The sequence below is a fragment of the Azovibrio sp. genome (assembly GCF_049658005.1).
Classification (GTDB): Bacteria; Pseudomonadota; Gammaproteobacteria; order Burkholderiales; family Rhodocyclaceae; genus Azovibrio.
The window spans coordinates 46,828-72,566 of record NZ_JBASOH010000041.1 but is presented as its reverse complement, the minus strand read 5'-3'; the positions used below and the strand labels follow the sequence as shown (position 1 = coordinate 72,566).

The window sequence follows — 25,739 nt, the reverse complement described above, 5'->3', positions numbered from 1 at the left end:
GGCCGGGGCCGGGGTGGGGGTGGGGGTGGGGGCTGGCCGCAGCGGGTACCGGCGGCGGGGGTGGGGACAGAAGCGGGGACGGGGTGGGGCGGGTGGAGTTCCTGGGCGGGGCATCACCTTCAGGCCTGCCTGGCCCAGGGGGAATCCCGAGGCCGGTGGCCGGCTGTGGTAAACTCGCCGGCCCTGCCAGCCTGCCTGGCATTTGGCTGATTTTCCACTTTTCTCAGGGCTTCGCACCATGTCCGGCAATACCTTCGGCACGCTTTTTACGGTCACTTCCTTTGGCGAATCCCACGGCCCGGCGATTGGCTGCGTGGTCGATGGCTGCCCGCCGGGACTCGCCCTTGGCGAGGAAGACATCCAGGCGGAGCTGGACCGGCGCAAGCCCGGCACTTCCCGCCATGTGACCCAGCGCCGGGAACCGGACCGGGTCGAGATCCTCTCCGGCGTCTTTGAAGGCAAGACCACCGGCACGCCGATTGCGCTGCTGATCCGCAACCAGGATTCGCGCAGCAAGGATTACGGCAACCTCGCCGACACCTTTCGCCCCGGCCATGCCGACTATGTCTATACCGAGAAGTATGGCCTGCGCGACTACCGTGGCGGCGGCCGTTCCAGCGCTCGGGAAACGGCGGTGCGGGTAGCGGCCGGGGCGATTGCAAGAAAGTGGCTGCGGGAACGCTATGGCGTCACCATCCGGGGCTGGATGAGCGCCCTGGGGCCGATCGAGATCCCCTTCGTCAGTGCCGCTGACATCGACACCAACCCTTTCTTTGCCCCCAATGCGGAGAAGGTGCCGGAACTGGAAGCCTTCATGGATGCCCTGCGCAAGTCCGGAGATTCCATCGGCGCAAAAATCACCGTCACCGCCACGGGGCTGCCGCCGGGCTGGGGCGAGCCGGTGTTCGACCGCCTCGATGCGGACATCGCCCATGCCATGATGGGCATCAACGCGGTAAAAGGGGTGGAGATCGGCGCCGGCTTTGCCGCCGTGACGCAAAAAGGCAGCGAGCATGGCGACGAGATGACCCCGTCCGGTTTTCTTTCCAACCATGCCGGCGGGGTGCTGGGCGGTATCTCCACCGGCCAGGACCTCCTCGTGCATCTGGCCATCAAGCCGACTTCCAGCATCCGCCTGCCGCGCCGTTCCATTGATCGGCAGGGTCAGGCGACGGAAGTCGTCACCGAAGGCCGTCACGATCCCTGCGTCGGCATCCGCGCCACCCCGATCGCCGAGGCCATGCTCGCCCTGGTGCTGATCGACCACGCTCTCAGGCACCGGGCCCAGTGCGGCGACGTGGTGCCGCCCCTGCCGCCCCTGCCACCCCTGCCGCTGATTCCGGCGCGGGCCTGAGCCCTGGCCCGCGCCTCGCGCGTGATTGATCCCGACCCCGGATCCCGACCGGCCATGCCGTTGCCCTACTGGCGCCTATCCGGCTATTACTTCTTCTACTTCGCCTTCGTTGGCGCTTTTTCGCCTTACTTCGGCCTCTACCTCCAGTCCCTTTCCTTTTCCGCCTGGGACATCGGCCTGCTCATGTCCCAGATGCAGCTGATGCGGCTGGTGGGCCCCTATGCCTGGGGCTGGCTGGCGGACCGGGGCCATGGCCGGGTGGGCATCGTGCGCCTGGCGGGGGGCATCAGCTTCCTGGGCTTTCTGGCCTTCTTCTGGCTTGACCGGCTGGAGCCCATGCTGGCCGCCATGGCGATCCTGGCCTTCTTCTGGAGCGCGGCCCTGCCCCTTGTGGAAACCCTGACCTTCGATCATCTCAAAGGCCAGCCAGGGCGTTATGGCCGCATCCGGCTCTGGGGTTCGGTAGGCTTCATCATCGCGGTGCTGGGCACCGGCGCCTTGCTGGACTGGGTTCCGGAGGAGGCGCTGCTCTGGGTGTGCGCCCTGATTCTGGCCGGCATTTTGCTGTTTTCCCTGCTGCTGCCAGAAGCGTCGCCCCGACCCTGCCCCGGGGTTCAGCCGCCGGTGGGTCGCATTCTCGCCCAACCCCGGGTACGGGCCCTGCTGGCGGCCTGTTTTGCCATGTCGGCAGCCCACGGGGCCTACTACATTTTCTATTCGATCCATCTGGCCGCGCATGGCTACAGCAAGTCCGAAGTGGGGCTGCTCTGGTCCCTCGGGGTGCTGGCGGAAATCCTGATCTTCCTCCTCATGCCGCGCCTGACCCGCTGGCTGGGCGCGCGCCAGATTCTGCTCATCAGTTTTGCCGCCGCCGTGCTGCGCTTCATGCTGATGGGCTGGGGCGTGGACTGGCTGGTACTGGTGTTGCTGGGGCAGGTCCTGCATGCCCTGACTTTCGGTTCCTACCATGCGGCCGCCATTGCGGCGGTCAATCACTGGTTTCCCGGCAATAGCCAGGCCCGGGGTCAGGCCCTCTATTCCAGCATGTCCTTCGGGGCCGGGGGTTTGCTCGGCGGGCTCATCAGCGGCTGGATCTGGGATGGCGCCGGGGCTGGCTGGGTGTTTACGCTCAGCGCCCTGTTCGCGCTCCTGGGCTGGTGGCTGGTGTGGCGCTGGGTCAAGGGCGAGGGCGTGAGTCGGGAGGGTGGGCCGGTTTAGTGTGGCCGGGGCTCGTTCACCCGGCTTGCCCAGAGCCCCCCGGCCTGTGCCATAATTGCCGACTTTCCCCGGCTTTACGGATTCCGCTCATGCCGCAGACCCTCTACGACAAACTCTGGAATGATCACGTGGTCCGCCAGGAGGCGGATGGTACGGCGTTGATCTATATCGACCGTCATCTGGTGCACGAAGTCACCAGTCCCCAGGCCTTCGAGGGCCTGAAACTGGCGGGGCGCAAACCCTGGCGCGTTTCTTCCATCGTCGCCACGGCGGACCACAATACCCCGACCGATCATTGGGACGAAGGCATCAAGGACCCCATTTCGCGCCAGCAGGTGGAAACCCTGGATCGCAATATCCGCGCAGTGGGGGCGCTGGCCTATTTCCCCTTCAAGGACCCGCGCCAGGGCATCGTCCATGTGGTGGGCCCCGAAAATGGCGCCATCCTGCCCGGCATGACCGTGGTCTGCGGCGATTCCCATACCTCCACTCATGGCGCCTTCGCCTGCATGGCCCACGGCATCGGCACCTCCGAGGTGGAGCATGTGCTGGCCACCCAGTGCCTGATCCAGAAAAAGTCGAAGTCGATGCTGATCCGCGTCGAGGGCCCGCTGGGCAAGGGCGTCACCGGCAAGGATGTGGCCCTGGCCTTCATCGGCAAGATCGGCACCGCCGGCGGCACCGGCCATGCCATCGAATTCGGCGGCTCGACCATCCGCAGCCTGTCCATGGAAGGCCGCATGACCCTCTGCAACATGGCCATCGAAGCCGGTGCCCGCCTCGGCCTGGTGGCGGTCGATGAAGTCACCATCCATTACCTGAAGGACCGTCCCTTCTCGCCCCGCGGCGAGTTGTGGGACAAGGCCGTGGCCCACTGGCGCGGTCTCAAGTCGGATGAAGGCGCCCGTTTCGACTGCATCGTGGATCTGCGCGCCGAGGAAATTCAGCCCCAGGTGACCTGGGGCACCTCTCCGGAAATGGTGGTGCCCGTGACGGCTGCCGTGCCCGACCCGGCCAGGGAATCCGATCCGGTCAAGCGTGAGGGCATGGAACGGGCGCTGGCGTACATGGGGCTGGCCGCCAATACCCCGATCCAGTCCATCCCGATCGACAAGGTGTTCATCGGTTCTTGCACCAATTCCCGCATCGAGGATCTGCGTCAGGCCGCCGCCGTGCTCAAGGGGCGCAGGAAGGCCGGCAACGTCAAGCTGGCCCTGGCCGTACCGGGTTCCGGCCCGGTCAAGCGCCAGGCCGAGGCCGAGGGGCTGGACAAAATTTTCGTGGCCGCCGGGTTCGAATGGCGGGAACCCGGCTGTTCCATGTGCCTTGCCATGAATGCGGATCGTCTGGAGCCCGGCGAGCGCTGCGCTTCCACGTCCAACCGCAATTTCGAGGGGCGTCAGGGCCCCGGCGGGCGTACCCATCTGGTGAGTCCGGCGATGGCCGCTGCTGCCGCCATCGCTGGACATTTTGCCGATGTGCGTGACATTCTCTGATTTTTCGGGAGTCCCCTACCATGAAAAAACTGACCCTGGTTCTTGCCGCCCTGATGGCCCTGATGACCCTGATGGCCCTGGGGCTGACGGCCTGCAATACCGTGCAGGGGATCGGCAAGGACATTGAAAAGGGTGGCGAAGCCATCCAGAAATCGGCGAAGTAATGGAAAAATTTGTCAAATTCGATGGGCTGGTGGCCCCCCTCGACCGTAACAATGTCGATACCGATGCCATCATTCCCAAGCAGTTCCTGAAATCCATCAAGCGCTCCGGCTTCGGCCCCAATGCCTTTGACGAATGGCGTTACCTGGATCACGGCGAGCCGGGCATGGATCATGCCAAGCGGCCCTTGAATCCCGATTTCGTCCTCAACCAGGAGCGCTACAAGGGCGCCTCCATCCTCCTTACCCGCAGCAACTTCGGTTGTGGTTCGAGCCGCGAGCACGCCCCCTGGGCGCTGCTCGATTACGGTTTCAAGGTGATCCTGGCCGAGTCCTACGCCGACATCTTCTTCAACAACTGCTTCAAGAACGGCCTCCTGCCGATCGTCCTGCCCAAGGCCGAGATCGATGCCCTGTTCGTCCTCACCGAGCAGACGCCCGGCTTCAAGCTGACGGTGGATCTGGAACGGCAGCAGGTCGTGCGCCCCGATGGCCATGTGATCGGCTTCGAAGTGGACCCCTTTCGCAAGGAGTGCCTGTTGAATGGCTGGGACGATATCGGCCTGACCTTGCGTCATGCCGATGAGATCCGTGCATTCGAGGCCCGCCGCAAGCTGCAGCAACCCTGGCTATTTGCCTGATTTGAAAGAGAATATGAGCAAGAAGATCTGTGTATTGCCCGGTGACGGCATTGGTCCCGAAATCATGGCGGAAGCCGTGCGCGTGCTGCAGGCCCTGGACCTGGGCTTCGAAATGGAAACCGCCCTGCTCGGCGGCGCGGCCGTGGACGCCACCAGCAACCCCTACCCGGAAGCGACGCAAAAGCTGGTCCAGGCCGCCGATGCCATATTGCTGGGCGCCGTGGGCGGTCCCCAGTGGGACAGCCTGCCCCGGGAACAGCGCCCCGAGCGCGGCCTCTTGGGCATCCGCAAGCAGCTCGGCCTCTTTGCCAACCTGCGCCCCGCCATCCTCTACCCGGAACTGGCCAACGCCTCCAGCCTCAAGCCCGAAGTGGTGGCCGGCCTCGATATCCTCATCGTGCGCGAACTCACCGGCGACATCTACTTCGGCCAGCCCCGCGGCATCGAGGTGCGCGAGATCGACGGCCAGAAGCAGCGTTTCGGCTTCAACACCATGCACTACAGCGAGTCCGAAATCCGCCGCATCCTGCGCGTCGCCTTCGAGGCCGCGAGAAAGCGCAACAAGAAGCTGTGCTCGGTAGACAAGATGAACGTGCTGGAAACCACCCAGCTGTGGCGCGACATCGCCAACGAACTGGCTCCCGAATATCCGGATGTGGAACTGACCCACATGCTGGTCGATAACGCCGCCATGCAGCTGGTGCGTAATCCCAGGCAGTTCGACGTGATGGTCACCGGCAACATGTTCGGCGACATCCTCTCCGATGAAGCCGCGATGCTCACCGGCTCGATCGGCATGCTGCCCTCCGCCTCCCTCGATGCCAAGCACAAGGGCCTCTACGAACCCTCCCATGGTTCCGCCCCGGACATCGCCGGCAAGGGGGTGGCCAATCCTCTGGCCACCATCCTTTCCGTCGCCATGATGCTGCGCTACACCTTTGCTCTGGAAGAAGCCGCCGTGAAGGTGGAAAATGCCGTGAAGAAAGTGCTGGCCCAGGGCTACCGCACCGGCGACATCCATGAGCCGGGCACCACCCGGGTCGGCACCCGTCAGATGGGCGACGCAGTCCTGGCCGCCCTGTAATTTCCAGGAAAGATTCCGGAAAAATCCCCGGGAAAGATTCCCGGGAAAAATTCCCGGAAAAACCTCGCGGGCGGCGGCGTGCTGAACCTGCCGCCTGCCATAACGTCATATTTTGATTCAGTTCTCATTCAGTTCTTACCCAAGGAAGCCGTGATGAAGCGAGTTGGTCTGGTTGGTTGGCGCGGTATGGTCGGTTCGGTCCTCATGCAGCGCATGGTGGAAGAGGGCGACTTCGCCCACATCGAACCCGTGTATTTCTCCACTTCCAACGCCGGCGGCAAGGCCCCGGTGCTGGGCGGCAAGGAAGCCGCAGCCCCCCTCGAGGACGCCATGTCCGTGGATGCCCTGAAGACCTGCGACATCATCATCACCTGCCAGGGCGGCGACTACACCAAGGAAATCTTCCCCAAGCTGCGTGCCGCCGGCTGGAACGGCCACTGGATCGACGCCGCCTCCACCCTGCGCATGGCCGACGACGCCGTGATCGTCCTCGACCCGGTGAACAAGAACGTCATCCTGGATGCGCTCGCCCGGGGCGGTCGGAACTGGATCGGCGGCAACTGCACCGTCTCCTTGATGCTGATGGGCCTGGGCGGCCTGTTCCAGAACGACCTGATCGAGTGGGCCACCTCGATGACCTACCAGGCCGCATCCGGCGCCGGAGCCCAGAACATGCGCGAACTGATCGCCCAGATGGGCGCCATCCACGATTCCGTCAAGGATCTGCTGGCCGACCCGTCTTCCGCCATCCTGGAAATCGACCGCAAGGTGGCCGAAACCCTCCGTTCCGACACCTTCCCGAAGAAGAACTTTCGCAACGTCCCCCTGGCCGGCAGCCTGATCCCCTGGATCGACGTGCCGGTCGCGCACGGCCAGTCCAAGGAAGAATGGAAGGGCGGCGCCGAGTGCAACAAGATCCTGGGCAAGCCCGCTTTCCGCAGCCCCGGCTCCATCCCCATCGACGGCCTGTGCGTGCGGATCGGCGCCATGCGCTGCCACTCCCAGGCCCTGACCCTCAAGCTGAAGAAGGATGTGCCTCTGGACGAGATCAGCGACATGCTCGCCAAGGCCAACCCCTGGGCCAAGGTGGTGCCGAACGAACGCGAGATTTCCGAGCGGGAACTGACTCCGGCGGCCGTGACCGGCACCCTCACCGTGCCCGTCGGCCGCCTGCACAAGATGGCCATGGGCCCCGAGTATCTGGCCGCCTTCACCTGCGGTGACCAGCTGCTGTGGGGCGCCGCCGAGCCGCTACGCCGCATGTTGCGCATCCTGATCGAGGCTTGACGGGCTCTTCAAGCAAAAAAAAAACCGGGTTTACCCCGGTTTTTTTGTGAAATGCGGTTTAATGCGGTGTATCCAGGCACAATGCGAACGTGCTAAGCTTCCAGAACCAAGGTTAGCTTGCATGGCTAAGTGCATGATGTTATTTTAAAACGTCGATTTCGGCGCTCAGGGTGGCAGCGTGAATAAAAAATACTCCCTTTCCAGCAAACGCAGTGCCATGGCAGTAGCCGTGGTCACGGGTTTGTCTTTGACTCCCATGTGGGCTGATGCAGCCAGCCTGGGGCGTATCACGGTCTATTCCGCATTGGGGCAACCCTTGCGGGCCGAAGTTCAGGTTTCTGCTACCAAAGATGAGCTCCCGGGGATGACGGCGCAGCTCGCAGTAGCGGAATCATTCCGCCAGGTCGGCATCGATTATTCGCCCACCCTGAAACAACTGCGTTTCTCGGTGGAGCGGCGGCCAGGTGGTGCGGTGGTCAAGGTCAGTTCCGATCGTCCCATCAATGATCCCTTCCTTGATTTCCTGCTGGAATTGAACTGGCCGTCGGGACGTCTGGTACGCGAATACACCTTCCTGCTTGATCCGCCCGAGGTGGCAGCCCAGGCAGCCAGCCGCCGCCGGGCCGTGATCGATGCCCGTATGGTGCCGGCTCTGCCCGCCGGCACCGAACAAGGGGAAGTGCTCTCCCGTCCGGCCGCAACGTCACCAACGTCACCAACGTCACCAACGTCACCAAAGCCGGCGGAAAAAACGCCAGCAGCCGCACCTGACGAGCCGCGCAAGACCTCCAGGGCGGCCGAGCCCGCGCCGGCGGGCAATGCAGGCGAACATCAGGTCAAGCCGGGCGAAACCCTGCACCGCATTGCCGCTGAAAACCTGCCGGCCGGTGTCTCTCTCGAGCAGATGCTGGTGGCCCTCTATCGCAACAATGCCGATGCCTTCAGTGCCAACAACATGAACCGCCTGCGGGCCGGGGCCGTGTTGCAGATTCCGTCCAAAGAAGCGGCTGCCGCCATTCCCGAGGCCGAAGCCCGCAGGGTTTTCCGGGCCCAGTCGGCCGACTGGAATAATTATCGCCGCAAGCTTGCCGCGGCAGCCCGGACCGCGCCGGTGGCCGAGGCGTCGGCCAGCCGCGCAGCGGGCGGCAAGCTCAGCGCCAAGGTGGAGGAGCAGCTTCCATCCGCCGAGCAAAGCAAGGATCAGGTCAAGGTTTCCCGTTCCACCCAGGCGGCAGGCAAGTCAGGCGTCTCCGAAGAAGATCTGGTGGCCAAGGACAAGGCCCTGAAGGAGGCCCAGGAACGCGTTGGCATGCTGGAAAAGAATGTGTCCGAACTGCAGAAACTGCTGGAACTGAAAAACAAGAGTCTGGCGGAAATGCAAAAGCAGATGGCCAGGCCCGGTTCTGCCGCGCCTGCGGCCCCGCTTCCGGCTCCGGCACCCGCCCAGCCGGTGGCGGCCCTGCCTGCCGAGGCAAAGCCGGCAGCCGGGCTCGGGCCTCTGCCTGAATCGAAGCCCGTGGTTGAAGCCGGAGTAAAAACCGAAGCTAAAACCGAAGCTAAAACCGATGCCAGGCCGGCGGATGCTCCCGTAGAGCCGGCCAAGGATGCCGATCTGGCCCAGACCAGACCCGCCGAGGCAGTGCCGCCGGCCGAGGCCCCGCCAGCACCCCCCCAGCCGGCACCTCCTCAGCCTACACCCCCCCAGCCTGCACCCAGGAAGCCTGCACCGCCGCCGGTGGAAGTGGAAGAGCCTGGCTTGCTCGACGGCCTCGACGTGTTGCCGCTGGCAGCGGGCGGGGGCGGCATCCTGGCGCTCCTGGCCGCTTTTCTCTTCTATCGGCGGCGCAAGTCTGGCATCCCCTCCTTGTCTTCTGACCCGAATACCAGTAATCAACTGCGTGATTCCACTTCCACCCTGGGGCCCAACTCCGTGTTTCAGACGGCCGGCGGTCAGAGTGTCGATACCTCCCATACCACGCCTCCGTCTACGGACTTCAGTCAGGCGGGGCCTGGTGTCATCGATACCAACGAGGTGGACCCGGTGGCTGAGGCTGATGTTTACATGGCTTATGGCCGGGATGCCCAGGCCGAGGAAATTCTTCTCGATGCCTTGCAAAAGGACCCGCAGCGCACCGCCATTCACAGCAAGCTGCTGGAAATTTACGCCAACCGCAAGAGCGTCAAGCAATTCGAGACCCTGGCGACCGAGCTCTATGCTCAGACCGGCGGTCAAGGTCCTGAGTGGGACAAGATAGCCAGCCTGGGACGCAATCTCGACCCGGTCAATCCGCTCTACGGAGGTCCGGCAGCTTTTGCGGCGGCTCAGGTACGGCCGGCATCCTTCGATGCGGATGCCACGCTGGTGGCCGGCGGCGGCTCTTCCCAAGCTCAAGCCCAAGCCCAGGCCTCCAGGACGCCAGCTGCGCCGGCATTGCCTGAAGCCGAACCCAGTCTTGATTTCGTGAGCGGCAGGCCCGCTGTTGCAGCACCGGCGCCGGCCGTGGCTGATCCGCTATCGTCCTTTCCCGAGGAAGCGTCAGCCCCCCTTGAAGCCCCAGGTGCGCTCGACTTTGATCTGGATGCCTCTGGCGCCATGGCTCCGCCTGCCGCCCAGGTGCCGGCCAGGGAAGAAGCGCGTTTCGTGGCCACGGTGGCCCAGGCCGGGCCAGCTGACACAGGGCTGGATTTCGATCTGAGCGCTGCGGCGCAGCTGGATGACACGGCCAGCACCGCGGCAGGACTGGATTTCCCGTCCCCCGTGGTCAATCCCGAAGCCGACCTGGGCTCCCTCGATTTTGATCTGGAACAGGGTGTGGGCGGCCCGGCTGCCGCTGGGTCGACCCCTGCAGCCACACCGGCGCTCGATCCGCTCAAGTTTTCCAGCATGGAAACCCTGGTGGGCGACGACTTCAAGGCTGTCTTTGCCCAGCGCCCGGAATCGGTGGCGGATGCCGGCGCGAGCCTGCTCGACTTCGAGTTGACCCTGCCCGATGCGGCTGCCGCGCCTGCTTCAGCGCCCGAGGCAGCCCAGGATGAGGCTTCTACCAGGACCGTGGTCATGTCCATGGACCCCCTGGAGCCCGATGAAGACCTGGAGTTCGATGTTCAACTGACGGATTCCACCATTCTCGGCAATCCCGCGGGCGGCGGCTTCGATCTTTCCGGCATCGACCTGGACCTGGGGGGAGAGGAACCGGCTGTCGCAGCCGAATCGGCGCCTGCTGCTGCGGTGCCTGTTACGCCTGCTACGCCGGTTAGCAGTGACGCTGCGGTTTTCAGCCCACGGCGCGACGAGGTCAATACCAAGCTCGACCTGGCCAAGGCCTATGAGGAGATGGGCGACCTGGAAGGGGCCCGGGAACTGCTGACCGAGGTGCTGGGCGAAGGTGATTCAGACCAGGTGGAAGTCGCCAGGGCGGCCCTGGACCGGCTGAGTGCCTGACGCTTATAATCCGCCACCCCAACCACATAGCCCCGCAAGGGGCTATGTCTTTTCATGCTCGCCCATCTTCATCCTGCCGCCCGCCTGTTGATCTGGCTTATGCTGGCCATCGTGGTCCAGCTGCTGGCCTGGCCGCCGCTGGGCCTGCTCGGCTGCGGCCTGCTTTTGAGCGGCCGTCAGGTGCGGCGGCATGGCTGGCGTCTATTGCGGCGCACCCGGATCCTGCTGCTCACCCTGGTGCTGATATTGGCTTATGCTCTGCCCGGCCCGACCCCCTGGAACCTGGCCTGGTTGCCCAGTTACGCGGGGCTGGAGGAGGCCGCTGTGCACCTGCTGCGCCTGCTGGTGCTGCTCGGCAGTCTCGCCTGGTTGCTGGTGCCCCTGGGGCATCGGGCCCTGATGGGGGGGCTCTGGTACCTGTTGCGCCCCCTGCAGGGACTGGGCTTGCCCATGGACCGTAGCGTGGTACGACTCGCTCTGGTGTTGGAATACATGGAAAAAATGCCGGAAAAGCAGGATTGGCGTCAGTGGTTGCTGCCCCGGCCCGAGGCCGGGGAACTGGCCCCCGTGCGGATTGCCCTGCCTGCCTGGACGGGCCGGGATACCCTGGCCGTGCTGGCCGGGGCGGCCTTGTCGGGGTCGGGAGTGCTGCTGTGGCAAGGATAGCTCTGGGAATCGAATATGACGGCCGTGCCTTTCATGGTTGGCAGCGCCAGGCAGGATTGCCTACCTTGCAGGCGGCCCTGGAAGACGCGCTGGGGCGGATAGCCGATCATCCGGTGGCCACGACCTGCTCCGGTCGCACGGATGCGGGCGTGCATGCCAGCAATCAGGTGGTCCATTTCGATAGCGATGCCCGTCGGCCCCTCGCAGCCTGGGTGCGGGGCGTGAACAGCCACCTGCCGCCGGCCATGGCCGTGCGCTGGGCCCGGGAGGTGGAAGAAAACTTCCATGCCCGTTATTCGGCCTATCGCCGCCGCTATCGTTACCTGGTGCTGAACCGTGCCCAGCGGCCCGGGCTCTGGTCGGGGCGGCTGGGCTGGTTCCACCGTCCCCTGGCGCTGGCGCCCATGCAGCAGGCCGCCCGCTGCCTGCTGGGAGAGCACGACTTCTCGGCTTTCCGGGCGGCTGAATGCCAGGCCCGAACGCCGGTGAAATGGCTGACCCGGGCCGAGGTGCGCCAGGAAGGGGAGCTGTTCATCTTCGACTTCGAGGCCAATGCCTTCTTGCAGCACATGGTGCGCAACCTGGTCGGTAGTCTGGTGTTCATCGGCAAGGGGGCCTGGGCTCCGGACTATCTGCAAAGCGTGCTGGAAAGCCGCGACCGGCGCCGGGCCGCCATGACCTTTGCCCCGGACGGGCTCTATTTCCAGGGGCCGCGGTATGATCCGGTCCACGCCATTCCCGAGGATGCGGGACTTTCCCTGTTCTGACCCGATGCGCACTCGAATCAAGATCTGCGGCCTGACCCGTCCTGAAGATGTCGATGCCGCCGTGGCCGCCGGGGCGGATGCCATCGGCTTCGTCTTTTATCCCCCGAGCCCCCGTCATGTGACGCCGCAGCAGGCCGCCGCCCTGGTGCGGCGCCTGCCGCCCTTCGTGCTGGCGGTGGGGTTGTTCGTCAATGAAGACCCGGCCCGCATCCAGTCGATCCTGCAGCAGGTGCCGCTGAACCTGCTGCAATTTCATGGGGATGAAGGTCCCGAAGACTGCAGCCGCTGGGCGCGCCCCTATCTGCGGGCCGCCCGGGTGCAGCCGGGACTGGATTTGATACAATACGCGTCCGCTTTTTCCGGGGCCCGGGCGCTCTTGCTGGATGCCTTCGTGGAAGGCTATGGCGGCGGCGGTCATGTGTTTGACTGGCGCCTGATTCCGCCGCATCTGCCCCTGCCTGTCATTCTTTCCGGCGGATTGACCCCGGAGAACGTGAGCGACGCGGTGCGGCGCGTGCGGCCCGTGGCCGTGGATGTGTCCAGCGGTGTGGAAGTCGCCAAGGGCATCAAGGATCATCAGCGCATGGCCGACTTTGTTGCGGCGGTGCGAGCGGCAGACCGGGGCTGACCTGGCTGCGCCAACAAGGAGCTGTTCCATGCAGAACTATGACCTGCCCGACGACCGAGGCCATTTCGGTCCCTACGGCGGGGTTTTCGTGGCCGAAACCCTGATTGCCGCGCTCGGCGAACTGAAGGATGCCTATGCCGCGGCCCAGGCGGACCCGGCCTTCAAGGCCGAGTTCGACTATGAACTCGAACATTACGTCGGCCGTCCCAGCCCCATCTATCACGCCCGGCGCCTCTCGGAAAAGCTGGGCGGCGCGCAGATCTATCTGAAGCGGGAAGACCTGAACCACACCGGCGCCCACAAGGTGAACAACTGTATCGGCCAGGCCCTTTTGGCCCGGCGCATGGGTAAGCCGCGCGTGATCGCCGAGACCGGCGCCGGCCAGCACGGGGTCGCTACCGCCACCGTCGCCGCCCGCTACGGTTTCGAGTGTGTGGTGTACATGGGCGCTGAAGACGTGCGGCGCCAGGCCGCCAACGTCTACCGGATGAAACTGCTGGGCGCCACCGTGGTGCCCGTGGAATCCGGCTCCCGGACGCTCAAGGATGCCCTCAATGAAGCCATGCGCGACTGGGTCACCCACATCGAGAACACCTTTTACATCATCGGCACCGTCGCCGGCCCGCATCCCTATCCGGTCATGGTGCGCGACTTCCAGACCGTGATCGGCAAGGAGTGCCTGGTGCAGATGCCGGCGCTGGCGGGGCGTCAGCCCGATGCGGTGATCGCCGCGGTCGGTGGCGGCTCCAACGCCATCGGCATCTTTCATCCCTATATTCCGCACGAATCGGTCAAATTGATCGGCGTCGAGGCGGCCGGGGAGGGGATCGAGACCGGCCGCCACGCCGCGCCGCTCACCGCCAACGCCAGGGTGGGCGTGCTGCATGGCAACCGCACCTACCTGATGCAGGACGAGGACGGCCAGATCATCGAGACCCATTCCATTTCCGCCGGCCTGGATTACCCCGGCGTCGGCCCCGAACATGCCTGGTTGAAGGATTGCGGCCGCGCCGAGTATGTGGCGGTGACCGACGGCGAAGCCCTGCAGGCCTTTCACGACCTCTGCCGTTTCGAAGGCATCATTCCCGCCCTGGAATCCTCCCATGCCCTGGCCTACGCCATGAAGCTGGCGCCTGGCCTTGCCAAGGAGCAGATCCTGCTCGTCAATCTCTCCGGCCGCGGAGACAAGGACATGCACACCGTCGCCGAAAAATCCGGGATCCAATTCTGACCATGTCACGCATCAAGACCACTTTCGAACGGCTCCAGGCCCGGGGCAAAAAAGCCCTGATTCCCTTCATCACCGCCGGTTTCCCCCGGCTCGACCTGACCGTGCCCCTGATGCATACCTTGGTCGAAGCCGGGGCCGACATCATCGAACTGGGAGTGCCGTTCTCGGACCCCATGGCCGATGGCCCCACCATCCAGCGTTCCTCCGAGCGGGCGCTTGCCAACGGCATGAACCTGCGCAAGGTGCTCGAAGCCGTGGCCAACTTTCGCGGCGATGACAACGACACCCCGGTGGTGCTGATGGGCTACGCCAACCCCATCGAGGCGATGGGGCTCGATGACTTTGCCAAGGTGGCCCTGGATGCGGGCGTGGATGGGGTGCTGGTGGTGGATTACCCGCCCGAGGAATCCGAAGCCTTTGCCGCCGCGATGCTGGCCCAGTCCTTGGACCCGATCTTCCTGCTCGCGCCGACCTCCTCTGCGGCCCGGTTCGAGCAGGTCGGCCGCCTGGCGCACGGTTATGTCTATTACGTCTCCTTGAAAGGGGTGACGGGTTCGGGGCAGTTGAACATGGCCGAAGTCGCGGCCCGCATTCCCGAGATTCGCGCCGCCGTGGGACTGCCCGTGGGGGTCGGCTTCGGCATCCGCGATGCCGCCACCGCCGCCAAGATGGCGGCCGTGGCCGATGCGGTGGTCGTGGGTAGCCGCATCATCGAGGAACTGGAACAGGCCCCGGCCGGGGAGGAACTGACCCGGGTGGCGGCCCTGGTGCGCGAACTGCGCCGGGGCGTGGATAGCGCCGGGGAGAAGGCATGAGCTGGCTGAAAAAACTGCTGCCGCCCAAGATCAAGCGCGAAGGCGCGCCGCGCCGGTCCAATCTGCCCGAGGGCCTGTGGAGCAAGTGCCCGGCCTGCGAGGCAGTGCTCTATGCCACCGATCTGGAGGGCAATCTGCAGGTCTGCCCCAAGTGCGGCCACCATCACCGCCTCAAGGCCCGGCAGCGGCTCGACCTCCTGCTCGACCCGGAAGGCCGCGAGGAAATCGGCGCCGAGGTGCTGCCCATCGACAGCCTCAAGTTCAAGGACAGCAAACCCTACCCGGTGCGTCTCAAGGAAGCCTGTGAAAGCTCCGGCGAGACGGACTCCCTGGTGGTCATGCAGGGCAGCATCAAGGGCCTGCCCGTGGTGGTGGCCTGCTTCGAATTCGAATTCATGGGCGGTTCCATGGGCTCGGTGCTGGGCGAGCGTTTCGTGCGCGGGGTGCGGCTGGCCCTGGAGCAGGGCATTCCCTTCCTCTGCATCACCGCCTCCGGCGGGGCCCGGATGCAGGAGGGGCTGTCTTCCCTGATGCAGATGGCCAAGACCACGGCGGCCCTCACCCGGCTTGCGCAGGCCAGGCTCCCCTTCCTCTCCATTCTCACCGATCCCACCATGGGCGGGGTTTCCGCTTCCTTCGCCTTCGTCGGCGATGTGGTGATCGCCGAGCCCGGCGCCCTGATCGGCTTTGCCGGCCCGCGGGTGATCGAGCAGACGGTGCGGGAAAAACTGCCGGAAGGCTTTCAGCGTTCCGAATTCCTGCTGGAAAAGGGCGCCATCGACCTGATCGTGGACCGCCGCCAGATGCGCGACAGGCTGGCCCAGTTGCTGGCCCAGTTGCAGAAGCTGCCTGCCGTTGCATGATCTCCCCTGACGCCGGACTCCCGGTGGATTTTCCTGAAAATCTGGCGGGCTGGCTGAGCCAGCTCGAAGGCCGGCACCCCAAGGGGCAGGCCGGCATCGAACTGGGCCTGGAGCGGGTGCGCCAGGTGAGCGAGGCCCTGGGTCAGCAGCCCTTCTGCCCGATCATCACGGTGGCGGGCACCAACGGCAAGGGCTCCACCGTGGCCTATCTCGAATCCATCCTGTCCATGGCGGGCCACAAGGTGGGCTGCTACAGCTCGCCGCATCTGCTGGCCTACAACGAACGGGTGCGCATCGGCGGCAGGGCCGTGGCAGATGCCGGGCTGTGCGCCGCCTTTGCCCGGGTCGAGTCGGCCCGGCGCCAGGCCGGGAATGTCTTGCTCACCTATTTCGAATTCGGCACCCTGGCCGCCTGGGAGGTCTTTGCCCAGGCCGGCTGCGAAGTGCTGGTGCTGGAAGTGGGATTGGGCGGGCGCCTCGATGCCGTCAATCTCTACGACCCGGACCTGGCGCTGGTGACCACCGTGGATCTCGATCATCAGGACTGGTTGGGGCCGGACCGGGAATCGATCGGCTTCGAGAAGGCCGGCATCTTCCGGGCCGGGCGTCCCGCCCTGTGCGGCGATAGCCAGCCCCCCGCCCGTCTGCTCGACCATGCCGGACGGCTGGGGGTGCCGCTGCAATTGATCGGCCGGGATTTCGGCTTCCAGAAGGATGACGAGAACCGCTTCGAGTGGCGTTACTGGGGCAAACGGGCCGATGGCAGCATCCAGCGCCGCAGTCTTGCCTATCCAGGGCTGCGGGGCGCCGTGCAACTCAAGAATGCCGCCCTGGCCATTGCCGCCCTGGATGTTCTCGCCCCGCGTTTGCCGGTGACCATGCAGGCCATCCGCCAGGGCCTGATCCATGTCGAACTACCGGGCCGCTTCCAGGTGCTGCCGGGGCGTCCCGCCCTCGTGCTGGATGTCGGCCACAATCCCCAGGCCGTGCAGGTGCTGGCGGAAAACCTGGGCACCATGGGTTTCTTCGAGCAGACCTACGCCGTGCTGGGCATGCTGGCGGACAAGGATGTGGCGGGCAGCATCGCCGCCCTGCGCGGCCGTGTCGCCCATTGGTTCCTCACCGATCTGGAAGGCCCCCGGGGCCTCAAGGCCGAGGCCCTGGCCGAGCAGGTGGGCCGGGCTGACCCGGGTATTGCCTTGAGTTGTCACCGCAGCCCGGCTGAAGCCCTTGCCGCGGCGCAGGAAGTGGCGGGGGAAAATGATAGAATTCTCGCCTTCGGATCCTTCTACACCGTGGCCGGGGCCCTGCAGGCCCTGGGCCGGGCATGATGGGCCGGAAGCAGGGCCCAGGAACGAGGCCAAGGAAAAGTCCAGACATGATCGACCCCGACGACGTCCAGTTGCAAATCAAGAAGAAGGCCCGCCGCCGCCTGGTGGGGGCCGTGGCTTTTGCCGCCTTTGCCGCCCTGGTGTTGCCCATGGTCATGGACCAGGAGCCCGCGCCCCCGGCCCAGGAATTGGAAATCCGCATTCCCGGCCAGGATGGCAAGCCTTTTCATCCCAGCCTTGCCGCTGTTCCTCCAGCGCCTCAGGAGGCCCCGGCCGCTCCCCCCTCGACGGCGGTTGAAGTCGTGCCACCCACGCCGGAGAGCACTCCACCGGCCCCTGCCGCGCAGCCGGTAAGCAAGATGATCGAGAAGGTTCCGGCCAAGCCCGAATCAAAGCCCGAATCCAGGCCTGGCAAGCCCGATGAGGCCGAGCGCGCCGCTGCTATCCTGGCGGGCAAGACGACCGCGCCGGGCAACACGGCGTCTGCTGCCAGTGGCGGGCCCCATGTGATCCTGATCGGTGCCTTCACCAACGAAGCCAACGTCAAGAACATCAAGACCAAACTCGGCGAACTGGGCATCAAGGTTTATACGGAACCCCTGGATTCTCCCCAGGGCAGGAAGACCCGGGTCCGGGCCGGCCCTTTCCCCAATCGTGCAGCGGCCGAGCAGGCGCTGGAAAAAATGAAACGCATCGGAGTTTCCGGCGTTGTCGCTGCCAGGCAATGACGCTGTTCGATTACGGGGTCATCGCCATTGTCGGTGTCTCCCTGCTGATGGGTGTCTGGCGTGGCGTGGTGGGCGAATTGATCGCCCTCTCGGCCTGGATACTGGCCTTCTTTGCCGCCCGCGAGTTCGGGGCCGAAGTCGGCCTGGGGCTGTTGACCGGCATTGCCGATCCCGCCATCCGGACCCTGGCGGGTTGGGCGGCGGTCTTTATCGCTGTGCTGATCCTCATGTCCCTCGGACGGCTGGCCGCAAGTGGCATGGTTCGTGCGCTGGGGCTGGGGCTTCCGGATCGTTTCCTGGGTCTTGTCTTCGGTTTGATCCGGGGCCTGTTCATCGTGCTGGTGCTGGTGGCCGCGGGTGGCATGACTGCCTTGCCCCGACAATCCTGGTGGGCTCAGGCGCAACTGGCGCAAACTCTGGAAACGGCGGTACTGGCGGCTCGGGGCTGGCTGCCGGATGATGTAGCTCAACGTATTAAATTCAGATAGTTAGGAAGTTCATATGTGCGGTATTCTGGGTGTAGTCGCCACCACTCCGGTGAATCAGCTTCTTTATGATGGCCTGATGGTGCTCCAGCACCGGGGCCAGGACGCGGCGGGAATCGCCACGGCCGAGGGCAATACCTTCCATTTGCACAAGGGCCCGGGCCTGGTGCGGGACGTGTTCCGCACCCGCAACATGCGCGCCCTGCCCGGCAACTGGGGCATCGGCCACTGCCGTTATCCCACCGCCGGTTCGGCCTGGAATTTTGCCGAATCGCAGCCTTTCTACGTGAACTCCCCTTTTGGCATCACCCTGGCCCATAACGGCAACCTGACCAATGCCGAGGAATTGAAACAGGTGATGTTCGAGAAGGATCTGCGCCATGTGAACACCAATTCCGATTCGGAAGTGCTGCTCAACGTGCTGGCCCATGAGCTCCAGGCCCATGCCAAGGGGCCGAAGCTCGATCTGGACACCATCTTTGCCGCCGTGGCCGGGGTGCATCGCCGCTGCAAGGGCGCCTATGCGGTGGTGGCCATGATCGCCGGCTATGGCCTTTTGGCCTTCCGCGACCCCTACGGCATCCGCCCCCTGATGGTGGGCAGCAACGAGACCCCGGCCGGGACCGAGTATCTCGTCGCTTCCGAATCCGTCGCCCTCGACACCCTGGGCTTCCAGGTGATGCGCGACGTGGACCCGGGTGAAGCCATCTTCATCGACCTGAACCGTCATTTCAGTGCCCACCCGTGCGCAGAAAATCCCGTGCTCGCCCCCTGCATCTTCGAATATGTCTATCTGGCCCGGCCCGATTCCATGATGGATGGCGTCTCGGTCTATGAAGCCCGGCTGTCCATGGGCGAATTCCTGGCCGAGAAGGTGCGGAAATACATTCCGCCGGAGGAAATCGACGTGGTCATCCCCATTCCCGACTCCAGCCGTCCCTCCGCCATGCAGCTGGCGCAGAAGCTGGGCATTCCTTACCGGGAAGGTTTCGTCAAGAATCGTTATGTGGGCCGCACCTTCATCATGCCCGGCCAGGCCATGCGCAAGAAGTCGGTACGCCAGAAGTTGAATACCGTGGGCCAGGAATTCAAGGGGAAAAGAGTGCTGCTCGTCGATGACTCCATCGTGCGCGGCACCACCAGCCGGGAAATCGTGGAAATGGCCCGCGCCGCCGGGGCGCTCAAGGTCTATTTCGCTTCCGCCGCGCCGCCGGTGCGCTATCCCAACGTCTATGGCATCGACATGCCGACCCGGGCGGAACTGATCGCCACGGGCCGTAGCGGCGAAGAAATCGCGAAGGAGATCGGCGCCGACGCCCTGGTGTATCAGGACCTGGAAGCCCTGGAAGCCTCGATCACGGCCCTCAACCCCAAGCTGACGCGCTTTGATACCTCCTGCTTCAACGGCTGCTACATCACCGGCGATGTCACCCCCGAATACCTCGACTGGGTGGAGAGCCGGCGCGGCGGCAAGACTTCGTCCGGCGACGACGAAGGCACCGGCTCGCGCCAGATGGTGCTTGGCCTGGCGCCCGACGAGGGGGATGAGTGATGGACGCAGCCCGCTACCAGCAAGAAACCCTGGCGGTGCGCGCCGGCCAGGAGCGCAGCCAGTTCGGCGAGCATTCCGAAGCGCTCTACCTCACTTCGAGCTTCGTCTTCGAGAGCGCCGCCCAGGCCGCGGCACGTTTTTCCGGCGAGGAGGCGGGCAATGTCTATGCCCGTTTCTCCAACCCCACGGTGAGCATGTTCCAGCAGCGTCTCGCCGCCCTGGAAGGGGCCGAGGACTGTGTCGCCACGGCAAGCGGCATGTCGGCCATCATGGCCCTCTGCCTCGCCCATCTCAAGGCGGGCGAGCACATCGTCGCCTCCAACGGCCTCTTTGGCGCCACCTTGCAGCTGTTTGGCAACATCCTCTCCCGCTGCGGCATCGCCTGCACCCTCGTGCCCCAGACCGATCCCCTGGCCTGGGAGGCGGCGATCCGGCCCGAGACCCGGCTGTTTTTTCTCGAGACCCCCTCCAACCCGCTCACCCAGGTGGCGGACATCCGCGTGCTGGCCGACCTTGCTCATCGGCATGGCATCCTGCTGGCGGTAGACAACTGCTTTTGCACCCCCATCTTGCAGCGGCCTCTGGAACTGGGGGCGGACCTGGTGGTGCATTCGGCCACCAAATACCTGGACGGCCAGGGCCGGGTGCTGGGCGGCGCGGTGTGCGGCCCGAAAAAGCTCACCGAGGAGGTATTCAAATACCTGCGCACGGCCGGGCCGACGCTTTCTGCCTTCAATGCCTGGGTGCTCTTGAAGGGCCTGGAAACCTTGAAGCTCAGGATCGAAGCCCAATCCGCCAGTGCCCTGCAACTGGCCACCTGGCTGGAAGCCCATCCCCAGGTGGCGCGGGTGTACTACCCCGGGCTTGCCTCCCATCCCCAGCACGAGCTCGCCCTGCGCCAGCAGAAAAGCGGCGGCGCCATCGTCAGCTTCGAGGTCAAGGGCGGCCGGGCCGAGGCCTGGCGGGTGGTGGATCACTGCCGGCTGCTGTCGATCACCGCCAATCTGGGTGACACCAAGACCACCATCACCCATCCGGCCAGCACCACCCATGGCCGCATCAGTCCCGAAGCCCGGGCTGCGGCCGGCATTTCCGAGGGCCTGCTGCGCATCGCCGTGGGCTTGGAAGCGATGGTGGATATCCAGGCCGATCTGGAGCGGGGCCTCTCCCGTCCCTGACGCCCATGCCCACCCTGGACATCGACCGGCTCCAGCCTGGCATTTTCATCTCCCTTGCCGAGCTGGGCTGGCTGACCCATCCTTTTTTGCTCAACCAGTTCCGTCTGGCGAACGAGAAGCAGATTCAGGCGCTGCGCGAAATGGGCCTGAAAACCGTGGTGTGGGACCCGGAGCGGAGCACCGTCCAGCCCCTGCCCGAGGCCAGCGTCCATGAGGACGAGCCGGACTTCGGTGGCCTGGCCCTGGCCGGCATGCTCGACGAGAAGCGCCAGCGGGTCGCCCGGGTTCAGGCCCAGCGCGACCGTCTGGCCCGGCGCGAGCGGGAGTTCGAACAGGAGGCGGCCTCCGCTTCCGAGGTGCTGAAGGACCTGGCCTCCCGCCCCACCGAATCGCATGTCAAGGCCCAGGCCATGGTGGGGCGTATGGTGGAAGAGCTGATGGGGGCCGAAAGCGTCACCATCCATCTGGTGAACCTGAAGAGCAAGGACCATGGTCTGGCCCTTCACTCCCTGAATGTGATGGTGCTCTCCCTGCTCCTGGGGCAGGCCATCAAGCTCCCGGCCGAGGATCTGAGGAACCTCGGCCTGGGGGCCCTGTTCCATGACGCGGGCAAGGGGGAGATTCCACCGCGCATCCTGCGTGCCGCCAGCCGCACGCCACCGGAAGAAGCGTTCTACCAGGCTCATGTGGGTTATGGCATCAAGGCCGTGGCCGGCATGAAGAACATGACCACTCCGGCCCGCAACATCATCGCCTGCCACCACGAAAGCTGGGATGGCAGCGGTTTCCCCAACCGTCTGGCCGCAGAGAAAATTCCCAGGCTGGCCCGCATCGTCGCCCTTGCCAACCGCTACGACAACCTCTGCAATCCCTTTGACCTGAAGCTGGCCAAAACCCCGGCCGAGGCGCTCAGGCAGATGTTCCGGGGCGAGGCGGCCCGTTACGACCCGGATCTGCTGCAACGCTTCGTGAAGACGATGGGGGTGTTTCCGCCGGGGAGTTTCGTCAGCCTCGACAACGGGGCCGTGGGCCTGGTGGTGGAGAGCAATCCCGACGATCTGCTGCGCCCCCTGATCATGCTGCACGACCCGGACGTGCCGCGCGGCGAGGCCATCCTGCTTGATCTGCGCGATACGGACCTGAAGATCGAGGCGGCCTTGAGCCCCGCCAGGCTGCCGCTCGAAACGGTCGAATATCTGGCGCCCCGGGGCCGTATCGACTATTACATCGAGGGCACAGCCTGATCCGGGCAGTGTGTTATACTTCGCCCCCCATTGTGGCCGGGCTTCAGTCTCCTGCGCCATACCATTAAGACGATAGACGTCTTTCCGGTTTTACCTCCCTGACGAATGTCCGCCCAGACTGACCTGCTGCTTGCAGGTGGTCGGCATCAGGAGCTTTATCCCATGAAATTTACCGAACTGGGCCTCTTGCCCGAGTTGCTGCTTGCCGTGAACGATACCGGCTATACCGATCCCACCCCCATTCAACGTGAAGCCATCCCCGCCGTGCTCAAAGGCCAGGACCTGATGGCTTGCGCCCAGACCGGTACCGGCAAGACTGCCGGTTTCACCCTGCCGCTGCTGCAGCGCCTGATGACCACCCGTGGTGCCCGCACCGGCAAGGGCCCACGTGCCCTGGTGCTGACCCCGACCCGGGAACTGGCCCTGCAGGTGGAAGAGAGCGTGCGCACCTACGGTAAGCACCTGCCCCTGAAATCCCTGGCCATGTTCGGTGGTGTCGGCATGAATCCCCAGATCGCCGCCCTGCGCCGAGGTGTGGATATTCTGGTGGCCTGTCCCGGCCGTCTGCTGGACCACGTGAACCAGCGCACCCTGGACCTGTCTGGCGTGGAAATCCTGGTGCTGGATGAAGCCGACCGGATGCTCGACATGGGCTTCGTGCGCGACATTCGCAAGATTCTCGCCCTGATCCCGGCCAAGGGCACCCGCCAGAACCTGCTGTTTTCCGCCACGTTCTCCGACGAAATCAAGCAACTGGCTTCCGGTTTCATGCACAACCCGGTCTATATCGAAGTGGCCCGCCGCAATGCGCCGACCGAACTGGTGGAACAGCGCGTCATTCCCATCGACAAGGATCGCAAGAAGGATGCGCTGCTGCATCTGTTCGAGACCCGTGGCTGGCACCAGGTGTTGATCTTCTCCCGTACCAAGCACGGCGCCGACGCCCTGGCGCGCAGCCTGGAAAAGGCCGGTATCTCCGCCGCCGCCTTGCACGGCAACAAGACCCAGGGTGCCCGGGTGCGCGCCCTGACCGATTTCAAGGACGGCAAGCTGGCGGCTCTGGTCGCCACCGATATCGCCGCCCGGGGCATCGACATCGACAGCCTGCCCTATGTGATCAATTACGAACTGCCCAATGTCTCCGAAGACTATGTACACCGCATCGGTCGTACCGGCCGGGCGGGGTCGGAAGGGGAGGCCTATTCCCTCGTCTGCCATGACGAAAAGGACTACCTGAAGGGTATCGAGCGCCTGATGAAAAAAGAAATCGAGCGTATGGTGCTGCCCGGTTTCGAACCGCTGATGACCCTGGAAAACCCCGCCAAGCCCAATCCGCCCAAGTCGGGCCAGGGGCAGGGCCGGGGCGGTAATGGCGGTCAGGGCCGGGGCCAGCAGGCCGCTGCGCCGCGCCGTAGCGAAGGTGGCCAGCCCGGTGGCGGTCGCCGGGGTGGCGGCGGTGGCAATGGCGGGAATGGTGGCCGGGGTGGTAACGGTGGACGCGGAGATGGCGGCGGTTCGGGCCGTTCCGGCGGCGGCCAGCGCCATAACGGCACCCGGCACCACTGATTGACACGGACTGGCGCCATGATGGCGCCAGTCAGCTTTTGTATGTACCCCTATGAGTCCTGAATTAGTCTGGGTGTTTGGCCTGCTGCTGGCCTGCATCGTCGCCTTCATTGCAAACCGGCCGCGCATGGATGTGGTGGCCCTGCTGGCCCTGGTGGCCCTGGTCCTGACCGGTATCCTCGAATTGAAGGAAGCCCTGGCCGGTTTTAGTGAGCCCAGCGTGCTCCTGATTGCCGCCTTCTTCGTCATCGGCGAAGGCCTGGTGCGCACCGGCATCGCCTACCGGGTGGGGGACTGGCTGGTACGCCAGGCGGGTAACGACGAAACCCGGCTGATTGTCCTGATGATGCTGTCCGTGGCCCTGCTGGGCTCGGTCATGAGTTCCACGGGGGTGGTGGCCATCTTCATTCCTGTGGCCCTGAGCGTGGCCAACCGTCTCGGGTTGGCTCCGGGCCGCTTGATGATGCCCCTTTCGTTTGCTGCCCTGATCAGCGGCATGCTGACCCTGGTGGCGACGCCGCCCAATCTGGTGGTCAACAGCGAACTGGAGCGGGCGGGCATCGAGGGTTTCAGTTTCTTTGCCTTTACCCCTGTGGGCCTGCTGGCCCTGGGCCTGGGGGTGGCCTACATGCTGGTGGCACGCCACTGGCTGGGTCAGGGAGATGAGCGCCGCAGCGGTGGCCGGGAGCGGCCCCGGCGCCGGCTGCTGGATCTGGCCCGGGATTATGAATTGTCAGGCCGGGTGCTGCGCCTGGAAGTGCTGTCCGATTCGCCCCTGGTGGGGCAGACCCTGGGGGAGCTGGCCCTGCGCAGCCGCTTCGGCCTCAATGTGGTGGGGGTGGAGCGCCAGCGCCATTTCCGGCTGGCCCTGCTCGATGCCGGGCCTGGCCGGGAACTCCAGGCCGGTGACCTGCTCCTGGTGCTCTGCAACCCCCTGCTGGTGGAGCTGGGCGCCCTGTGCACCGACCAGGGCTTGAGCCCCCGGCCCTTCCGGGAAGATGCCTTTGCCGATTCGAGCCGGGACATGGGTCTGGCCGAGGTGGTGCTGCCCCCCGAATCCACCCTGATCAACCACACCGTGCTGGAAATCGGCTTTCGCACCCGTTACGGCCTCAACGTGGTGGGCCTGCGCCGACGCCGCAAGGCCCATGGGGCCGGGCTGGACAAGAAACTGCGCATGGGTGACACCCTGCTGGTGGCGGGGCCCTGGAAGGCCATCCGCCAGTTGCAGAGTTGCAGCCACGATTTCCTGGTGCTGAATCTGCCGGCGGAAATGGACGAAGCGGCCCCGGCCGGGCGACGTGCCCCGTTTGCCATTTTCACCCTGTTGTTGACGGTGGCCCTGATGATCAGCGGCCTGGTGCCCACGGTGATGGCTGCCTTTATCGGCTGCCTGCTGATGGGAGCCTTCCGCTGCATCGACCTGGAGAGCGCCTACCGTTCCATCAACTGGCAGTGCCTGGTCCTGATTGTCGGTATGTTGCCCTTCGCAACGGCGCTGCAGAAGACCGGCGGGATCGATCTGGTGGTGCATGGGCTGTTGTCCATGACCGGGGGCGAGTCGCCGCGTCTGGTGCTGGGCAGTCTGTTCCTGCTCACGGCCATTGTCGGCCTGTTCATTTCCAATACCGCCACGGCGGTGCTGATGGCCCCCATCGCCATTGCCACGGCAAGCCAGCTGGGGCTTTCGCCCTATCCTTTCGCCATGACCGTGGCGGTGGCGGCCTCGGCGGCCTTCATGACTCCGGTTTCCTCCCCGGTGAATACCCTGGTGCTGGTGCCGGGCCAATACCGTTTCGGGGATTACCTGCGCGTGGGGGTGCCGTTTACCGTCCTGTTGCTGCTGGTTTGTGTGCTGGTCATGCCCTGGCTGTTTCCCTGGCATTGAGGAATAAAAGACAGCCTGCATGACTTCAGGCCGGGTTTTGCGGTAGATTGCCCATCATCGGAATTCAAGATCACCAAAAAAATGCGGCTGGACGGGGTAGCGAAGGAGGTCAGG

The 25,739-nt window shown here is 64.9% G+C and carries 22 protein-coding genes; all 22 read left to right on the top strand.

Annotated elements, in window-relative coordinates:
- The first annotated feature begins 238 nt into the window (after nucleotides 1-238).
- The 22 genes from aroC to WBH99_RS04475 all read left to right on the top strand — a co-directional run bounded on the left by aroC (nucleotide 239) and on the right by WBH99_RS04475 (nucleotide 25,625).
- Nucleotides 239-1,354 carry a chorismate synthase gene (gene aroC / locus WBH99_RS04580; RefSeq protein WP_424218931.1) on the top strand — a complete coding sequence of 372 codons (1,116 nt, stop codon included), beginning with the start codon at nucleotides 239-241 and terminating at the stop codon, nucleotides 1,352-1,354.
- Between the two features lie 54 nt (nucleotides 1,355-1,408).
- Nucleotides 1,409-2,572, top strand: a complete 1,164-nt coding sequence (locus WBH99_RS04575) for an MFS transporter (protein WP_424218930.1) — start codon at nucleotides 1,409-1,411, stop codon at nucleotides 2,570-2,572.
- An 89-nt stretch (nucleotides 2,573-2,661) separates the two neighbouring features.
- Nucleotides 2,662-4,068 carry a 3-isopropylmalate dehydratase large subunit gene (gene leuC, locus WBH99_RS04570; RefSeq protein ID WP_424218929.1) on the top strand — a complete coding sequence of 469 codons (1,407 nt, stop codon included), beginning with the start codon at nucleotides 2,662-2,664 and terminating at the stop codon, nucleotides 4,066-4,068.
- A gap of 20 nt (nucleotides 4,069-4,088) precedes the next feature.
- The gene (locus tag WBH99_RS04565; protein ID WP_424218928.1) at nucleotides 4,089-4,232 is read left to right on the top strand and encodes an entericidin A/B family lipoprotein; all 144 of its coding nucleotides are present in this window, start codon (nucleotides 4,089-4,091) and stop codon (nucleotides 4,230-4,232) included.
- Nucleotides 4,232-4,870, top strand: coding sequence for a 3-isopropylmalate dehydratase small subunit (gene leuD / locus WBH99_RS04560; protein WP_424218927.1), 639 nt, complete (start codon nucleotides 4,232-4,234; stop codon nucleotides 4,868-4,870). Before WBH99_RS04565 ends, leuD begins: the two co-directional genes overlap by 1 nt.
- 13 nt (nucleotides 4,871-4,883) lie before the next feature.
- Entirely contained in the window at nucleotides 4,884-5,954 is a 1,071-nt protein-coding gene (gene leuB / locus WBH99_RS04555) for a 3-isopropylmalate dehydrogenase (protein ID WP_424218926.1), read from the top strand.
- Between the two features lie 153 nt (nucleotides 5,955-6,107).
- The gene (asd, locus tag WBH99_RS04550) at nucleotides 6,108-7,241 is read left to right on the top strand and encodes an aspartate-semialdehyde dehydrogenase (protein WP_424218925.1); all 1,134 of its coding nucleotides are present in this window, start codon (nucleotides 6,108-6,110) and stop codon (nucleotides 7,239-7,241) included.
- 178 nt (nucleotides 7,242-7,419) lie between these two features.
- Nucleotides 7,420-10,683, top strand: a complete 3,264-nt coding sequence (locus tag WBH99_RS04545; RefSeq protein ID WP_424218924.1) for a FimV/HubP family polar landmark protein — start codon at nucleotides 7,420-7,422, stop codon at nucleotides 10,681-10,683.
- 54 nt (nucleotides 10,684-10,737) lie between these two features.
- Nucleotides 10,738-11,349 carry a hypothetical protein gene (locus tag WBH99_RS04540; protein WP_424218923.1) on the top strand — a complete coding sequence of 204 codons (612 nt, stop codon included), beginning with the start codon at nucleotides 10,738-10,740 and terminating at the stop codon, nucleotides 11,347-11,349.
- Complete coding sequence (gene truA, locus WBH99_RS04535) at nucleotides 11,337-12,116, top strand: tRNA pseudouridine(38-40) synthase TruA (RefSeq protein ID WP_424218922.1); 780 nt, start codon at nucleotides 11,337-11,339, stop codon at nucleotides 12,114-12,116. The genes WBH99_RS04540 and truA overlap by 13 nt, the downstream gene beginning before the upstream one ends.
- A 4-nt stretch (nucleotides 12,117-12,120) precedes the next feature.
- On the top strand, nucleotides 12,121-12,744 hold the full coding sequence (locus tag WBH99_RS04530) for a phosphoribosylanthranilate isomerase (protein ID WP_424218921.1): 624 nt from the start codon (nucleotides 12,121-12,123) through the stop codon (nucleotides 12,742-12,744).
- Nucleotides 12,745-12,772: 28 nt separating this feature from the next.
- Complete coding sequence (gene trpB, locus WBH99_RS04525) at nucleotides 12,773-13,975, top strand: tryptophan synthase subunit beta (protein ID WP_424218920.1); 1,203 nt, start codon at nucleotides 12,773-12,775, stop codon at nucleotides 13,973-13,975.
- A 2-nt stretch (nucleotides 13,976-13,977) separates the two neighbouring features.
- A complete protein-coding gene (gene trpA / locus WBH99_RS04520; protein WP_424218919.1) occupies nucleotides 13,978-14,790 on the top strand; it encodes a tryptophan synthase subunit alpha in 813 nt (270 codons plus the stop codon).
- Nucleotides 14,787-15,653 carry an acetyl-CoA carboxylase, carboxyltransferase subunit beta gene (accD, locus tag WBH99_RS04515; protein ID WP_424218918.1) on the top strand — a complete coding sequence of 289 codons (867 nt, stop codon included), beginning with the start codon at nucleotides 14,787-14,789 and terminating at the stop codon, nucleotides 15,651-15,653. Before trpA ends, accD begins: the two co-directional genes overlap by 4 nt.
- Nucleotides 15,650-16,984 (top strand): bifunctional tetrahydrofolate synthase/dihydrofolate synthase, encoded by a 1,335-nt coding sequence (gene folC / locus WBH99_RS04510; protein ID WP_424218917.1) that lies wholly within the window; start codon nucleotides 15,650-15,652, stop codon nucleotides 16,982-16,984. Before accD ends, folC begins: the two co-directional genes overlap by 4 nt.
- 47 nt (nucleotides 16,985-17,031) lie before the next feature.
- Entirely contained in the window at nucleotides 17,032-17,712 is a 681-nt protein-coding gene (locus WBH99_RS04505) for an SPOR domain-containing protein (protein WP_424218916.1), read from the top strand.
- Entirely contained in the window at nucleotides 17,709-18,200 is a 492-nt protein-coding gene (locus WBH99_RS04500; protein WP_424218915.1) for a CvpA family protein, read from the top strand. The genes WBH99_RS04505 and WBH99_RS04500 overlap by 4 nt, the downstream gene beginning before the upstream one ends.
- Before the next feature lie 13 nt (nucleotides 18,201-18,213).
- Nucleotides 18,214-19,749, top strand: a complete 1,536-nt coding sequence (gene purF / locus WBH99_RS04495; protein ID WP_424218914.1) for an amidophosphoribosyltransferase — start codon at nucleotides 18,214-18,216, stop codon at nucleotides 19,747-19,749.
- Nucleotides 19,749-20,927 (top strand): O-succinylhomoserine sulfhydrylase, encoded by a 1,179-nt coding sequence (locus WBH99_RS04490; protein WP_424218913.1) that lies wholly within the window; start codon nucleotides 19,749-19,751, stop codon nucleotides 20,925-20,927. The genes purF and WBH99_RS04490 overlap by 1 nt, the downstream gene beginning before the upstream one ends.
- Before the next feature lie 5 nt (nucleotides 20,928-20,932).
- A complete protein-coding gene (locus WBH99_RS04485; protein WP_424218912.1) occupies nucleotides 20,933-22,171 on the top strand; it encodes an HD-GYP domain-containing protein in 1,239 nt (412 codons plus the stop codon).
- A 162-nt stretch (nucleotides 22,172-22,333) separates the two neighbouring features.
- Nucleotides 22,334-23,737 (top strand): DEAD/DEAH box helicase, encoded by a 1,404-nt coding sequence (locus tag WBH99_RS04480; protein ID WP_424218911.1) that lies wholly within the window; start codon nucleotides 22,334-22,336, stop codon nucleotides 23,735-23,737.
- A gap of 52 nt (nucleotides 23,738-23,789) precedes the next feature.
- Nucleotides 23,790-25,625, top strand: coding sequence for an SLC13 family permease (locus WBH99_RS04475; protein ID WP_424218910.1), 1,836 nt, complete (start codon nucleotides 23,790-23,792; stop codon nucleotides 25,623-25,625).
- Nucleotides 25,626-25,739 lie beyond the last annotated feature (114 nt).